14 protein-coding genes are annotated in these 15,625 nt (G+C 61.9%); 7 read left to right on the top strand and 7 right to left on the bottom strand.

The features are described 5' to 3' along the window. Positions 1–2 precede the first annotated feature (2 nt). The 4 genes from PCO31010_RS24630 (at position 3) to PCO31010_RS24615 (ending at position 5,476) form a co-directional block, all read left to right on the top strand. Complete coding sequence (locus PCO31010_RS24630) at positions 3–299, top strand: PP0621 family protein (protein WP_039393289.1); 297 nt, start codon at positions 3–5, stop codon at positions 297–299. 231 nt (positions 300–530) lie between these two features. Then, a complete protein-coding gene (locus tag PCO31010_RS24625; RefSeq protein WP_150666612.1) occupies positions 531–1,043 on the top strand; it encodes a DUF1269 domain-containing protein in 513 nt (170 codons plus the stop codon). A 507-nt stretch (positions 1,044–1,550) separates the two neighbouring features. Continuing rightward, positions 1,551–2,150: a 1,6-anhydro-N-acetylmuramyl-L-alanine amidase AmpD gene (gene ampD / locus PCO31010_RS24620; RefSeq protein WP_150666577.1), complete on the top strand. Its 600-nt coding sequence runs from the start codon at positions 1,551–1,553 to the stop codon at positions 2,148–2,150. Positions 2,151–2,524: 374 nt separating this feature from the next. Continuing rightward, positions 2,525–5,476 (top strand): ribonucleoside-diphosphate reductase subunit alpha, encoded by a 2,952-nt coding sequence (locus PCO31010_RS24615; RefSeq protein ID WP_150666576.1) that lies wholly within the window; start codon positions 2,525–2,527, stop codon positions 5,474–5,476. A gap of 115 nt (positions 5,477–5,591) precedes the next feature. Here the strand turns inward: PCO31010_RS24615 and PCO31010_RS24610 are convergent, their stop codons facing one another. Continuing rightward, entirely contained in the window at positions 5,592–6,554 is a 963-nt protein-coding gene (locus PCO31010_RS24610) for an aldose epimerase family protein (protein WP_150666575.1), read from the bottom strand. 589 nt (positions 6,555–7,143) lie between these two features. Between PCO31010_RS24610 and PCO31010_RS24605 the strand changes: the two genes are divergently transcribed. The 3 genes from PCO31010_RS24605 to PCO31010_RS24595 all read left to right on the top strand — a co-directional run bounded on the left by PCO31010_RS24605 (position 7,144) and on the right by PCO31010_RS24595 (position 9,722). Then, entirely contained in the window at positions 7,144–8,286 is a 1,143-nt protein-coding gene (locus tag PCO31010_RS24605; RefSeq protein ID WP_150666574.1) for a ribonucleotide-diphosphate reductase subunit beta, read from the top strand. A 467-nt stretch (positions 8,287–8,753) separates the two neighbouring features. Continuing rightward, positions 8,754–9,059: a hypothetical protein gene (locus PCO31010_RS24600; RefSeq protein ID WP_150575904.1), complete on the top strand. Its 306-nt coding sequence runs from the start codon at positions 8,754–8,756 to the stop codon at positions 9,057–9,059. A gap of 24 nt (positions 9,060–9,083) precedes the next feature. Continuing rightward, entirely contained in the window at positions 9,084–9,722 is a 639-nt protein-coding gene (locus PCO31010_RS24595; protein WP_150666573.1) for a histone H1-like DNA-binding protein, read from the top strand. 165 nt (positions 9,723–9,887) lie between these two features. On the opposite strand, the gene PCO31010_RS24590 is transcribed toward PCO31010_RS24595, so the two are convergent. The 6 genes from PCO31010_RS24590 to accC all read right to left on the bottom strand — a co-directional run bounded on the left by PCO31010_RS24590 (position 9,888) and on the right by accC (position 15,541). Further along, positions 9,888–10,367, bottom strand: a complete 480-nt coding sequence (locus PCO31010_RS24590; protein ID WP_150666572.1) for an outer membrane lipoprotein — start codon at positions 10,365–10,367, stop codon at positions 9,888–9,890. 19 nt (positions 10,368–10,386) lie between these two features. Further along, the gene (locus PCO31010_RS24585; protein ID WP_039393270.1) at positions 10,387–11,322 is read right to left on the bottom strand and encodes a carbohydrate kinase family protein; all 936 of its coding nucleotides are present in this window, start codon (positions 11,320–11,322) and stop codon (positions 10,387–10,389) included. A gap of 251 nt (positions 11,323–11,573) precedes the next feature. After that, complete coding sequence (gene tpx, locus PCO31010_RS24580) at positions 11,574–12,074, bottom strand: thiol peroxidase (protein WP_150666571.1); 501 nt, start codon at positions 12,072–12,074, stop codon at positions 11,574–11,576. A 32-nt stretch (positions 12,075–12,106) separates the two neighbouring features. Then, entirely contained in the window at positions 12,107–13,177 is a 1,071-nt protein-coding gene (locus tag PCO31010_RS24575; protein WP_150666570.1) for a DUF3426 domain-containing protein, read from the bottom strand. A 69-nt stretch (positions 13,178–13,246) separates the two neighbouring features. Then, positions 13,247–14,152: a 50S ribosomal protein L11 methyltransferase gene (prmA, locus tag PCO31010_RS24570; protein WP_150666569.1), complete on the bottom strand. Its 906-nt coding sequence runs from the start codon at positions 14,150–14,152 to the stop codon at positions 13,247–13,249. 27 nt (positions 14,153–14,179) lie between these two features. After that, complete coding sequence (accC, locus tag PCO31010_RS24565; RefSeq protein WP_150575909.1) at positions 14,180–15,541, bottom strand: acetyl-CoA carboxylase biotin carboxylase subunit; 1,362 nt, start codon at positions 15,539–15,541, stop codon at positions 14,180–14,182. Positions 15,542–15,625 lie beyond the last annotated feature (84 nt).

The following is a 15,625-nucleotide window of genomic DNA, read 5'->3' as shown; positions in this document are numbered from 1 at the left end:
CGATGCGCAATATCCTGCTGTTACTGTTGCTCCTTATTGCCGGGACGTGGTGGATGCGTCACAACGAGCGTAAGCGCAATTCCGAAGGCCCCCAACGAAATGAGCGCATGCGCACGCCGCAGGGCAATGGTGGCCAGACCACGACCCAGCAATCGCTGCCGCCCGCCGAGCGCATGGTGCGTTGCAGCGAGTGCGATACCTATCTTCCCGAAAGCGAATCGTTGTCGGGCGCTGGCGGCAAACACTTTTGCAGCACCGCGCATCGCGACGCCTACCTCGCGCGCGAACACCGCGTCTGAGTCCTGCTGCGCGGCCCGTCCGCGCAGCGATCGCGCATCCCTGCACATCTCTGCTCATCTCGCCCGATCCCCTGAGTCCCTGCGAACGCTTTGCATCGCCGCTCACGGCCTGCACCGGCTTGCGCATGCCTGTCGCATGCACTAAAACACAGTAACCGACCCCATTCGTCGAGCTGTGTCGAAACGGTCTTACAGGCGGACGGGGCGACGACAGGAGGGCGCAACATGCTAATGCGCAGACGGATGTATTTCCTTCTTCCCGATCTGGCCAGTGCCCAGCGCACGATGAGCGATCTGTTGCTCGCCCGGATCGAGGAGCGTCACATCCACTTTATGGCACGTGACGAAATGGACCTGGAGGGACTGCACGAGGCTAACCTGCTACAGACTTCCGATATCGTGCACGGCGCCGAAGCCGGGCTCGTGATCGGCGGCTTCTGTGGTCTGGCAGTCGGTGCAGTCGCGGCGTTTTTCCCCATCGTGGGCACACGTCCCCAATGGGAGTTGATGATCGTGACGGCACCGCTCGGCGCGCTGTTCGGCGCATGGGTGTCGAGCATGATCGGTGTCTCGGTGCCTAACTCGCGACTCAAGACGTTTCGTGAACCGCTGGAGCGCGGCATGATCCTGCTGATGGTGGATGTGCGCGAGAGCCGCGTCGAGGAGATTCGCGAGATGCTCAAGGAGCATCACCCCGAAGCCCATATGGAGGGCATCGAGGCCGCGATTCCGGCGTTCCCCTGAAATCGAACGGAGGGAGACCAAGGACAGTGACGTTATTGCGAGTGCCAACGCGTTTTACCGGCCGGCAACGGCCATTAGCGTCGCACCTGTGAGCGGCGCGGGATGGTGTCCGTGTTGTATGACACGAGAGCGGTGCCATCCCCGGGCGTGGACACGCCCACGGAAGCCTCTCGGCCAGGTCAGGCGAGGGGCTTCTTCTTTGGGAATTTCCTTTTTATTTTTCGACTTGTTTCGGACGAAGTCCCACACGACACTGGGACTTCGCCTGCCTCGCGGCGGACTTCCCGACCGGGCCGGTCACCGGCGACGTCACGCCAAGTGGGCTACAATGCCACCCCTCGCTCTACGGGAGTTCGTTGTGCCCGTCATGCTCCAGTCATCTGCGTCCCCTAACGTTTCGCTCCGGTCGTTTGCCCCGCTGCTATCTGTTCGATCGTCTCCATCGACGCGTCGATTCGGGTGGCGCAGCGGCGTCGACGTCGCGGCCGCGCGTTCGCGAGGTGACGCATGAACGCACCGGACAAACTGCCCGCGCTCACACTCGACGCCGAAGGATGGGTGCGGCAGGCAGAGCGCCTGCCGTCGCCGAACTTTGACGTGCGTCCGCCGGGTATGCCCATCGGTTTGCTCGTGGTCCACAACATCTCGCTGCCGCCGGGGCAATTCGGCGGCGACGAGATTCCGGCGTTCTTCCAGAACCGGCTCGATCACGATGCGCATCCGTTCTTCGACGAGATTCGCGGCGTGCACGTGTCGTCGCATTTTCTGGTGCGTCGCGATGGTGCGTTGCAACAGTACGTGTCGTGCGATGCGCGGGCGTGGCATGCGGGGGCGTCGTCGTTCGAGGGACGCACGCGCTGCAACGATTTCTCGATCGGCGTCGAATTGGAAGGGACGGACGACGTACCTTTCACGGCGGCGCAGTACGCGACATTGGCGGCGCTTACGCGTGTTTTGCGTGAGCATTATCCGATTCAAGCCGTGGCCGGACATGCCGATATAGCACCTGGTCGGAAGACGGACCCGGGGCCGCACTTCGAGTGGCAACGGCTGCGTCGGATGGCCGCGCTGGCGCCGGAGGCGCTGCCGTTTCAGAAGGCAGATTAACCCTCACCGGGTGGCAGGTTTTGCTTGACACGAAGACCCGACGGGCCTTCCCGGGAATGAAATTTTTGAGTTTGCGGAGTGCGTCATCTCCACTATACTTAGTGCCAATCCGGCCCCCAACCACTACATATAGTGGTCAGTGACCGGGAAGCAAGATCCATCAATACCGTGCTTGTCCTGCGGCGTTTTGTGGGGCGGCACAGCAGCAAAGCCGTGCAGCGGACACCTCGAACCCTTGGCCGTCCGTCGGTCGTGCGGTGTTCAGCACTTCGCTCCATCGGCGCCCCCAGGGCGCATTTTTGCCGACTTCAGTACTCAGTATTGCTGGTGGAAGTGCGCTAACAGCACCATCTCATTGGAACGGGAGTTTTTACATGCAGACTAACGAAAACCTCACCCGCCCGAACCCGACGCCCGCCGCGAACGCTGGCAGTGGCACGGGTGCGTCGGCGCCCCAGACGACGGGCGCATTCGAGCCGGCAACCAACGCCGACTTCAAAGTGATCCGACGCAACGGCACGGTGGTGGGTTTCGAGCCGTCGAAGATCGCAATCGCCGTGACCAAGGCATTCCTGGCAGTGAACGGCGGTCAGGGTGCGGCTTCGGCGCGCGTACGCGAGCTCGTGGAACAGTTGACGGAAAACGTCGTGCGCGCATTGGTGCGCAGCCGCCCGAACGGCGGTACGTTCCACATCGAAGACATTCAGGATCAGGTCGAACTCGCGCTGATGCGTGAAGGCGAGCACAACGTCGCCCGCGCCTATGTGCTGTACCGCGAGAAGCGTTCGCAAGAGCGCGCTCACGCTGGCGAGACCACGCAAGAGGCGGCAACGCCCGACGCCCCGGTGCTCAATGTCACCGACAACGGTGTGACGCGCCCGCTCGACATGGCGGCACTGCGCGGCGTGGTGAACGCAGCCTGCGACAATCTCGGCAGTGAAGTCACCGCCGAGCCGATTCTGGCCGAGACCATCAAGAACCTGTACGACGGCGTGCCGCTGTCGCAGGTCTACGATTCGGCGATCCTCGCCTCGCGTACCCTGATCGAGAAGGAACCGGCATACAGCCAGGTCACCGCACGTATCCTGATGCACACGATCCGCCGCGAAATCCTCGGCGAAGAAGTGCCGCAGGGCCAGATGGCTGCGCGTTACATCGAATACTTCCCGCGTTTCATCAAGCAAGGCGTTGACGCCGAACTGCTCGACGAGCAACTGCTCTCGTTCGATCTGGGCAAGCTGGCCGCCGCGCTCGACGCCAACCGCGACCTGCAATTCAACTACCTCGGCCTGCAAACGCTGTACGACCGCTACTTCCTGCATATCGATAGCCATCGCATCGAAATGCCGCAGGCGTTCTACATGCGTGTGGCCATGGGTCTGGCACTGAACGAAGTCGAGCGCGAAGCGCGTGCGATCGAGTTCTATCAGATCCTGTCGAGCTTCGACTTCATGAGCTCCACGCCGACGCTGTTCAACTCGGGCACGCGTCGCTCGCAGCTCTCGTCGTGCTATCTGACGACCGTCTCGGACGATCTGGAAGGCATTTACGAAGCGCTCAAGGAAAACGCACTGCTGTCGAAGTTCGCCGGTGGTCTGGGCAACGACTGGACGCAGGTTCGCGCACTCGGCTCGCACATCAAGGGCACGAACGGAAAGAGCCAGGGCGTGGTGCCGTTCCTCAAGGTGGTCAACGACACGGCCGTAGCCGTGAACCAGGGTGGCAAGCGCAAGGGCGCGGTCTGCGCCTACCTGGAAACGTGGCACCTGGACATCGAAGAATTCCTGGAACTGCGCAAGAACACGGGTGACGATCGTCGCCGTACGCACGACATGAACACGGCGAACTGGATTCCCGATCTGTTCATGAAGCGCGTGATGGAAGGTGCGGAGTGGACGCTGTTCTCGCCGTCGACCTGCCCGGATCTGCACGACAAGTACGGCCGCGCGTTCGAACAGGCTTACACGGCTTACGAAGAGAAGGCCGCACGCGGCGAGATCAAGCTGTTCAAGAAGGTGCCCGCACAAGCGCTGTGGCGCAAGATGCTGGGCATGCTGTTCGAAACCGGCCATCCGTGGATCACGTTCAAGGACCCGTGCAACATCCGCTCGCCGCAGCAACACGTGGGCGTGGTGCACTCGTCGAACCTGTGCACGGAAATCACGCTCAACACGAGCGAGACGGAAATCGCCGTGTGTAACCTCGGCTCGGTGAACCTCGTGGCTCACCTGAAGCAGACGGCCAACGGTTACGAGCTGGATCACGAGAAGCTGCAACGCACTATTCGCGTGGCGATGCGCATGCTCGACAACGTCATCGACATCAACTACTACGCGGTGGCGAAGGCGCGCAACTCGAACCTGCATCACCGTCCGGTGGGCATGGGCATCATGGGCTTCCAGGACTGCCTGCACCTGCTGCGCACGCCGTACGCATCGAACGCCGCCGTCGAGTTCGCCGACCGTTCGATGGAAGCGGTTTGCTACTACGCTTACTGGGCGTCGACCGAGCTGGCGAAGGAACGCGGTCAGTACTCGTCGTACAAGGGCTCGCTGTGGGATCGCGGCATCCTGCCGCAGGACTCGCTCAAGCTCCTGATGGAAGAGCGCGGCGGTTACGTCGACGTCGATCTGTCGAGCACGCTCGAGTGGGACAGCCTGCGCAAGCACATTGCCGCGCACGGTATGCGCAACTCGAACTGCGTGGCTATCGCTCCGACGGCCACCATCTCGAACATCATCGGCGTGTCGGCCTGTATCGAACCGACGTTCCAGAACCTGTACGTGAAGTCGAACCTGTCGGGCGAATTCACGGTGGTCAACGAGTACCTGGTGCGTGACCTGAAGGCCCGCGGTCTGTGGGACGAAGTGATGGTCGCCGACCTGAAGTACTTCGACGGTTCGCTTGCCCGTATCGACCGTGTGCCGGCCGACCTGCGCGAGATCTACGCCACGGCGTTCGAAGTTGAGCCGAAGTGGCTGGTCGAAGCAGCGTCGCGTCGTCAGAAGTGGATCGATCAGGCGCAGTCGCTCAACATCTATATGGCGGGTGCGTCGGGCAAGAAGCTTGACGAGACGTACAAGCTGGCCTGGACGCGTGCACTGAAGACCACGTACTACCTCCGTACGATGGCCGCAACGCACGTCGAGAAGTCGACGGTCAGCCACGGCGCACTGAACGCAGTGCCGAGCTCGGGTGGCGTGTCGGGTGGCTTCTCGGCCGAGCCGACCTCGCCGCTGGCGCAGCCGATGCCGGAAGCCGAAGGCGCCGTCTGCACGATGCGTCCGGGCGACCCGGGCTTCGAAGAGTGCGAGGCTTGCCAGTAAGTTGTTTGTGATGCGGTGCCGCATGTCACATGCGGCTCGCGTCTTCGGGAAAACCCCGTCGATCCGAAAGGGCGACGGGGTTTTTCTTTGGCTGCGGCTAACGTGTGTTTTCGGATCAGGCCAGATCGATGCGCATCGACAGATCGAGCGTCTGACCGTGAGCGAGCACTACGTGGTCGGTGTCGAACTCGCCCACGCGATGCGTCGACGGCTCCAGACAGAGATAGGGGCGGCCAGCGGGCGAGTGCAGGACGAGCCAGGTCGCATCGTCGCTACGCACGGTGGCGCTGCGCAGCCCGCCAGCGTAGTCGATGCGGGCGTCGAAGCGTCCCGACTCGGTGGGGACTTCGGCAAACCAGGTCGAACGTCCGCCCGTATCCAGGCCACCGCCGACCGACACCACTTCCATCTGCCCGACGTGCACGCGTTGCTCGCTCGGCCAGCGAATGTCCTCCGACGGCGAGCGCCACAGCGCCTCGGACTCGAACGCCACGCGCGCGCCGGCGGGCCAGCGAAAGTACGGGTGCAGGCCGAGCCCTGCGGGCATGTCCTGCGCCGAGAGGTTGGTGAGCGAGAGCTGCATGTCGACGCCTTGCTCGTCGAGCGTCACCGAAAGGTACGCCTGATAGTGCCAGGGCCATTCGGGCTGCGCGGGGCTGTCGAGTTGCAGCACGCAGCAATGCGTGCTTTCGTCGACGACCTCCCACGCGCGTCGCAGCCCCCAGCCATGCAACGAACTCGACGTGGCGGGCGTCTCGTGAACGGTGATGGTGCTACCGCGCCAGTGCAGCGTGTCGTCGCGCAACATATTGGTATACGGCAGCATTGGGAACGCACCGGCCTTGGGCCATTCGTCCGAGGAAAATGGCTCATTGCCGAGCGGTACGAGGTAGTCGAACAGGTCGCCGCGGGTGTCGCGACGCGCCAGACGCGACAGGCGCGCGCCGCAACCCGGCTGCACTTCGGCGATGAGCGCACCTCTGGCGAGGCGGATCGGTTTGCCGGGGGTGAGGGTGAGCGGTGTCGGACCCGGTTCGTTGGCCGGGGCCTGTGCGCCGTCGGCGCGTGGGGATGTCATCGTCAGTATCTCCTTCGTTGGCGCCGGGGAGGTGGTGGCAGTGGCGCGCGCCGCAATCTTGTGTTCCGGTCCGCGACGCTCTGGCGCTTGCCGCACAGGATACGCCAATGCGGCCGCGCGTCATTTTGATGCACTGCAAACGCTGTCGTGCGGCGTCGTTTCGTGGCAAGATGCCGGTCCCGCAAGGCCGCGCGTCACGTGACGACGGTATGCTCGCAAACACTAGGTATTGTGGTGGCGGCATGACACGACACAATATATGGTGTCGATGGACTGGAATGCGTGACGGTATTGTGCTAAATTGGAGTCATTCGATCGACGTCGGGAGATCATGATGTTGCAAGACAAAGATTGCAGCCTCGGGACCGGAGTCATCATCGACGTTGTCATTCAAATTAGCGCGAAAGCGAATCTGCTTTACCCCCAATACCAAGCATTGCCACTCGCGGATTTTTCGTCGTCGTCCTCTGATTGACGGCAGCAATATCGCAATTTTTTCGTCGGCCTTCGTGCGCGAACGGCTGATCTGTCACTTCGGCGATACGCGTACCAAACGTGTTTCGCATCAACCTGAACGGACCGAGACCCTATGCTGAACTGGGAAGAAGAGACCTCTACCGCCAAACCGGCACCTGCCGCAGCACCGGCTGCGCCTGCATCGAACATTCTGGGCACGCAAGACGACGCGCCGCACACGATCGCCTCGCAGTCGACGCGCCGCGTGAGCGCCTCGGACAAGCGCGTGATCAACGGCACGACGGACGTGAACCAACTGGTGCCGTTCAAGTACAAGTGGGCCTGGGAAAAGTACCTTGCCGGTTGCGCGAACCACTGGATGCCGCAGGAAATCAACATGTCGCGCGACATCGCCTTGTGGAAGGACCCGAACGGTCTGACCGAAGACGAGCGCCGCATCATCAAGCGCAACCTCGGCTTCTTCGTGACGGCCGACTCGCTTGCCGCGAACAATATCGTGTTGGGCACCTATCGCCACATCACTGCGCCGGAGTGCCGTCAGTTCCTGCTGCGTCAGGCGTTTGAAGAAGCGATCCACACGCACGCCTATCAGTACATCGTCGAAAGCCTGGGTCTGGACGAAGCCGAGATCTTCAACGCGTATCACGAAGTGGCGTCGATCCGCGACAAGGACGAATTCCTTCTGCCGTTCATTGAAGTGGTGGCCGATCCGTCGTTCAAGACAGGTACGCAGGAAGCTGACCAGAAGCTGCTGCGTTCGCTGATCGTGTTCGCCTGCATCATGGAAGGTCTGTTCTTCTACGTGGGCTTCACGCAGATTCTGGCGCTGGGCCGTCAGAACAAGATGACCGGTGCTGCGGAGCAGTATCAGTACATCCTGCGCGACGAGTCGATGCACTGCAACTTCGGCATCGACCTGATCAACCAGGTGAAGCTGGAAAACCCGAATCTGTGGACGCCGGAATTCCGCGAAGAGATTCGCGAGCTGTTCAAGAAGGCAGTCGAGCTTGAGTATCGCTACGCAGAAGACACGATGCCGCGCGGCGTGCTCGGTCTGAACGCGGGCATGTTCAAGAGCTACCTGCGCTTCATCGCGAATCGTCGTTGCGCACAGATCGGTCTCGAAGCGCTCTACCCGAACGAAGAGAATCCGTTCCCGTGGATGAGCGAAATGATCGACCTGAAGAAGGAACGAAACTTCTTCGAAACGCGAGTGATCGAGTACCAGACCGGTGGCGCACTGAGCTGGGACTAAGCATTGAGTGAAAAATGGATGCGTCGCGCAAAGCGAGCATCCATGCGGGTTTCGAGAGGGTGGTGTGTGCGTGCCCGGCACGCGTGACTGATGCAAGAGAAGACGAAGAAGAGGCGTCGGTCACACACATCATCCTCACTCGCACGTTGAAGTTCTCGCTTCGAAGTTGGCTTCGGAGATCGCTTCAGAGATTGCAGTGAAGCGCATGTCGAAGACACAGCAGAGCACGTCGAAGACATCGAACACACGCATCGCACGCATCGACATGCGAGTGTGATGTGCATCAAATACAACAGATTGACTTCTTCGTTACGATTGATGTGCGCTTTTTTACGCACAAAGTATTAACATCGCATCACAAAAGAATTATTATTCGCTCAAATAAATTGCAGTCTCGATGAACACACGAAAGCACTCACTGCTTTCCTCCCGCGACAGAGAGCTGGTAGTTACGGAGCGTAAAAACCTTGGTGCATAGCAAGCTGTATCGCTTATCCGCTATCGCAATCTCCTCCATCCCGATGACGGGACAGGCAAGCTACCCCCCGAAGAATCTGGCGATCCCCCTTTCTCAAGACAATCGAATTGCTGGCGGCAATGTCGCCGGCAATTTTTTTGCGCGCGTGACCACATACGGTCAGCGTCATGCGCGCAGCGCCGAATTCATTAGCGTAAGCGGTCGTAGTTCGATGCGTACGCCGATGAATAGCCCGCTCGCCGGCGGTTCCCGCACGGTGGTCGGGTTTCCTTCTCAGGTAGTTTCGTTTGAGTGATCTCTCACGTTAAGGAGTTTTGTCATGGCTACGATTAAGAAGGCTGTTGCCAAGAAGCCGGCGGCTAAGAAAGCTGTCGCCAAGAAGCCCGTTGCAAAGAAGGCCGCCGCCAAGAAGCCGGTAGCGAAGAAGGCTGTCGCTGCCAAGAAGCCGGTAGCGAAGAAGGCTGTTGCCGCTAAGAAGCCGGCAGCAAAGAAGGTTGCCGCCAAGAAGCCGGTCGCCAAGAAGGCAGCGGTGAAGAAGGTTGCCGCTAAGAAGCCGGTCGCCAAGAAGGCAGCGGTGAAGAAGGTTGCCGCCAAGAAGCCGGTTGCCAAGAAGGCAGCAGTGAAGAAGGTTGCCGCCAAGAAGCCGGCCGCCAAGAAAGCAGCGGTGAAGAAGGTTGCTGCCAAGAAGCCGGCCGCGAAGAAGGCAGTTGCTGCCAAGAAGCCGGCTGCGAAGAAGGCTGCTGCCAAGAAGCCTGCTGCAAAGAAGGCTGCTGCTAAGCCTGCTGCGAAGAAGGCCGCTGCGAAGCCTGCCGCGAAGAAGCCTGCTGCGAAGAAGCCGGCCGTCAAGAAGGTTGCCGCTAAGCCTGCTGCTGCTCCGGCCGCAGCACCCGCTGCTGCACCGAAGACGGCACTGAACCCGGCAGCGGCATGGCCGTTCCCGACCGGCAGCCGTCCGTAATCCGAGTGCCGATGCAGGAACCAAGGCACTTAGGTGTCTTCTGATCGGGTAGGCCTACCCGGTCCGAAACCCGCTGTGATGAGTGATCGTCACAGCGGGTTTTTTCATGGCCAAACAAAAATGGGCGACCCGAAGTCGCCCATTTTTTCGGTGTGACGTGTCGCCTTAGTGCGTTACACGCGTCACGCCGCCGCTCGAGAGCAGGCGCACGCGCTGACCCGGCTGGAATGCCTCGTCGGCATCCTGAGTAATCGCGCGCAATTCACCGTTGTCCAGACGCACGGTGATCTCGAGACCGGCCTTCTTGCTCACGCGGCTCTCGATGGCCTGACCGGCCACCGCACCGAGAATACCCCCGACGATGCCCGTCGCAATCGAACCGCGACCGCCACCGATGGCGCTGCCGCCAATGGCGCCGAGCGCGCCGCCACCGGCGATGCCCAGAATGCCCGGGTCACCGTTGCTGCTATCGATCGTGACCGGACGCACCGATTCGACCGTGCCCATTCGCACGACCTGTTCGCGTTGCGCCTGACGGCTGTTGTAGACGCTTGCCGAGTTGCTCGGGCCGAACGCCGTGCAGGCGGACAGTGTGAGCGACGCCGCAGCGGCGAGGATGATTAGCGGTGTGGTGAGTCGTGCCATCGTTATGCCTTTCGTCAAATCATTCGAAGCGGTGGCCGAACGCTTCTTCATATTGCGCTTCGATTTCCGAGCGCGTCGGTGCATACGTCTGCGGACCCTGCTCGGCAATCTTGAGCGAACCCATCAGGCTGGCCAGGCGGCCGGTCGTCGGCCAGTCGAGGCCCTTTTCGATGCCATACAGCAAACCGCCACGGAACGCGTCGCCGCATCCGGTCGGGTCGACGACACGCTTGGCGGGCACGGCAGGAATGTCGTGTTGCTTGCCGCCGGCGAAGATCTGGGCCCCGTGTTCTCCGCGCGTGACGACAAGTGCCTCGACACGCGACTGGAGATCTTCCATCGACCATCCGGTCTTCGTGCAGAGGAGCTTGGCTTCGTAGTCGTTGACCGCCAGATACGTGGCAAGTTCCACCATGCGACGCAGTGCCTCAGGCGACAGAATCGGCAGGCCCTGACCCGGATCGAACATGAACGGCACGCCCGCAGCGGCGAAACCTTCGGCGTGCGTGAGCATGGCGTCCGAGGCGTCCGGTGCGACGATGCCGAGCGTGGCGCCCTTTGCATCGGCCACGCGGTTACGCGACGAGAACATCATCGCCCCCGGGTGAAAGGCGGTGATCTGGTTGTTGTCCAGATCGGTGGTGATCATCGCATTGGCCGTCATGCTGTCCGTGACCGTGCGCACGAACTCCGTCGTCATACCGAGCGACTGGAAGCGCTCAAGGTACGCGGCGCCATCTTCACCGACCGTCGCCATGACGACCGGCGAGCCACCCAGCAGATGCAGGCTGTAGCCGATGTTGCCGGCGCAGCCGCCGAAGTTGCGACGCATTGTCGGCACGAGGAAGCTGACGTTCAGGATGTGCACCTGATCAGGCAGGATGTGCTCGCCGAAGCGACCTTCGAACGTCATGATGTTGTCGTAGGCCAGCGAGCCGCAGATCACGGTAGTCACGGGAAAGTCCTTGCGAAAAGTAAGCGGGGGAGCGCCAGCAGAAGACGGCAGACGGTGATGACCAGTCGCGCTGTCTTGGGCCGCTGGACAAAAACGCGCCGGCGCATTGGCGGCACCGGCTCGGGTAAGACAAAGACTGCGTATGCTGCAAATGCGGTTCGACTCGCCTATGAAAGACGGTTTATGTCGGGTGATTTATACCAGCCAACAATGAGCCCTCGATTAAGGCAAGTCGATTTTCAGCGATCGGATCAGGACAGTGCGGCGAGCGCAGCGTCGTAATTCGGTTCGTTCTTGATTTCCGGCACCAGCTCCGAGTGCACGACGCGGTTGTCGGCGTCGAGCACGACTACAGCACGTGCCGACACACCGGCGAGCGGGCCGGTCGTGATGGCAACACCGTAGTCCTTGAGGAACTCGCGACCGCGCATGGTCGAGAGCGTGACGACGTTGTTCAGACCTTCGGTGGCGCAGAAGCGGCTCATTGCGAACGGCAGGTCAGCCGAGATCACGAGCACGACGGTGTTGTCGAGCTTGCCGGCGGCTTCGTTGAACTTGCGGGTCGACGTAGCGCACGTCGGCGTGTCGAGGCTCGGCACGATGTTGAGGACTTTGCGCTTGCCAGCGAAGTCGTCGAGCGTGACGTCTGCCAGTTTTGCGTTGACCAGCTTCAGCGCCGGTGCGGTCTGACCCTTTTGCGGGAACTGGCCGTCGACTTCGATGGGGTTGCCCCCGAGCGTGACTTGGGACATCTATATCTCCTAGGTTGAGTGCAACAGCGCTATCAGGGATAGAACGCGAGCACCCGGTAATTACTGGCTAGCGCTGCCTGCGCCGACAATCGTAACCGAATCGTGCGTTCGCTGCGTGGTGCCAGACCGGCATCGCGCAGGGTTGCCCCGGTTACGTAGTCGTTCGCTGAAAAAACGCGACGCACGACCGGCTTTCCGTCGATATCCGAGAGCGTCAGTTCGAGCGACGGCCAGGCCAGTGCATAGTCGGCTTCGTTGCGTACGAAGACGGTGAGCGTCATCGGTACGCTGTCGGTCGGGGCGTCGGCAGGTGCTGCGGAAGCGTCGCTGGCGGTAGCTGCCGACGCGACGCCGCTGTCGTCGTTGCTGCCGATGGCGTCGGTCACCAACGTCACGCTCGAAATCTGGATCATGTCCGGCTGGCGCGGCAGCCCGACCGCCACGTGCATCGGACGGCCGATCGCGGCGAACACGCCGTGCAATGCCGGTATACGGTCGACGAGCGCAGCACGCTCGATCCATGCCCATTGGCAGAGCAGCGCGATGACGGCCAACGTCATGAGCACGCGCCAGATCACGCGCGCCGCGCCGGGGCGCTTGTCCGCGACGGTGGAACGGGGGTGCGTTTCCGCGCGTAAGGAAGGCGAGGCCGTCGGCGCGGTAAGCACCGTCGGATCGTCGTCGTCCATATAACGGCCCGGGCCGTGCTGCATCTGCGCGCGGCTTTCGTCGGGCGAGCCGAGCAGCGCGGCGATGGCCGTGGGCGTCAGCATCTCCGGCACCGGCTTTTCGCTGATGGCTGCGGACGATGAGGACGTTGAAGACGGTGAGAACGGTGAAGATGACGATGCACCTTCATGCGTGGAGGGGCGTGTTGCCGTTGAGGTTGCCGACGCAGCGTCCGGCGTCGCGCCGGGTGATGAGGATGCGGGCGGGGTGTCCTCGGCTGGCGGATCACAGAGATACGCGCGTCCGTCGAACACCTCACGGCAGTGGCCGCAACGCACGAGGCCGTCGCGCAGCTTGAGCTGATCCGCGACAACGCGAAAAACGGTGTGGCAGTGAGGGCAGCGGGTAGCGAGAACGCGCGAGGACTGGGTCATGAGGCTCGGGGGACTCGTTGGACTCGTCGCATCGGGCGCATCGCGTGCGGCAGCGCGGCGGGCGGGCGGTTAATCTACGGACCCGGTGGCAGCCTGCCCGTGCAGGCAGACCCAGCCGTCGTGAGCGCGCCAGACCGACATCTTCATATAGGGCGCGTAGGCGGCGATCACCTCATCGGCCTGTCGTTCCAGCACGCCGGACAGCGCGAGCCGTCCACCCGGGGCCACACGAGACGTCAACATCGACGCGAGCAGCTTGAGCGGATTCGACAGAATATTGGCGACCACGATGTTGAACTGACCGTCACGCAGATCGTCGGGCAAACCGTATTCGACCTGCGCGTGATTGCGTTCGCTGTTGTAGCGGGCGGATTCGACGGCTTGCGGATCGATGTCGATACCGATGACCGGATCGGCGCCGCACTTGCGCGCGAGAATCGCCAGGATGCCCGAGCCGCACCCATAGTCGAGCAACGACTGACCCGTCTGCACGTGCTGTTCGAGCCACTCCATGCAAAGGCGCGTTGTCGGATGGCTACCGGTGCCGAAGGCCAGACCAGGGTCGAGTTCGAGGATGAGGGCGTCGGTGTCGGGTGCGTCGTGCCACGACGGCACGACCCAGATCCGCTGGCCGATCTGCATCGGCTCGAACTGCGATTGCGTCAGACGCACCCAGTCCTGTTCCTCCACGTCACGCAATGTGAAGGCAGGCGACTCGGCGAGTCCCAATTCATTGACTGCCGCCGCGAGCAGCACGGCGGCGTCCTGATCTTCCCCCACCAGCGCGACCACGCGCGAGCGTTGCCACGCAGTGTCCGGCGGGGTCAGACCCGGCTCGCCGAACATCGGTTGCTCGTCGGGCGTGTCGGCATCCGCGTCTTCCACGGAGACCGACAGCACGCCCAGATCGAGCAGGGCGTCTGACAGGGCCTCGGCCTGGGCGCGGGCAACTTCTACGACGAGTTCGCGATACATAGCGAGTGATTCCTACGAATTAACGACTTAATTGCCGCCGACGGCAGACTTCTGCGCCAGCTTGTGTTCCAGATAGTGAATGCTCGTGCCGCCTTCGACGAACTTGGCGTCGAGCATCAGTTCCCGGTGCAACGGGATGTTCGTCTGGATACCTTCGACCACGATTTCCGACAGGGCCACGCGCATGCGGCGGATCGCCTGCTCGCGCGTTGCGCCGTAAGCGATCAGCTTGCCGATCATCGAGTCGTAGTTCGGCGGCACGAAGTAGCCGTTATAAGCGTGCGTGTCGACGCGGATGCCGGGGCCACCCGGCATATGCCAGGCGGTGATGCGACCCGGCGACGGCGTGAACTTGAACGGATCTTCGGCGTTGATACGGCATTCGATGGCGTGGCCACGGAACTCGATGTCGCGCTGACGGTAGGCGAGCTTTTCACCAGCCGCGATGCGAATCTGCTCCTGAACGATGTCGACGCCCGTGATCATCTCCGTGACCGGGTGTTCAACCTGCACACGCGTGTTCATTTCGATGAAGTAGAACTCGCCGTTCTCGTACAGGAACTCGAACGTACCGGCACCGACGTAGCCCATCTTCTTGCACGCGTCGGCGCAACGATCGCCAATGCGCTCGATCAGACGACGCGGGATCAGCGGTGCCGTAGCTTCTTCGATCACCTTCTGGTGACGACGCTGCATGGAGCAGTCGCGCTCACCCAGCCAGATCGCTTGCTTGTGCTTGTCGGCGAGAATCTGGATTTCGATATGGCGCGGGTTCTCGAGGAACTTCTCCATATAGACTTCCGGGTTGCCGAAGGCACGACCGGCTTCTTCGCGCGTCATGTTGACCGCGTTCACGAGCGCCGCTTCCGTGTGCACCACGCGCATGCCGCGACCACCGCCGCCGCCTGCTGCCTTGATAATCACCGGATAACCGACCTGACGTGCAATGCGCACGATTTCCTTCGGATCGTCGGGCAACGCGCCTTCAGAGCCCGGCACGCACGGCACGCCGGTCTTGATCATCGTCTGCTTGGCCGACACCTTGTCGCCCATCAGGCGAATGGTTTCGGGGCGCGGACCGATGAACGTGAAGCCCGATTGCTCGACGCGCTCGGCGAAGTCGGCATTTTCGGAGAGGAAGCCGTAACCCGGGTGAATCGCCTGGGCGTCCGTCACTTCCGCCGCGCTGATCAGCGCAGGCATGTTCAGATAGCTCAGCGGCGAGGGAGCCGGACCGATACAGACCGCTTCGTCGGCGAGCTTGACGTACTTCGCTTCCTTGTCGGCTTCGGAATAGACCACGACGGTCTTGATGCCCATCTCGCGGCACGCGCGCTGGACGCGCAGAGCGATTTCGCCGCGGTTGGCGATGAGAATTTTTTCAAACATTATGTGCAGTCCTGCCCGTAAGGGGAGAGGAGCGGGGCCGGACGCTTCATGTCGCCACGCGGCCGAAGGCTGCGGGCGGAGCGT

The sequence above is a fragment of the Pandoraea commovens genome, assembly GCF_902459615.1.
GTDB classification, from domain to species: Bacteria; Pseudomonadota; Gammaproteobacteria; order Burkholderiales; family Burkholderiaceae; genus Pandoraea; species Pandoraea commovens.
The sequence above is the reverse complement of the archived record's forward strand: the minus strand, read 5'-3'. Positions and strand labels throughout refer to the sequence as shown.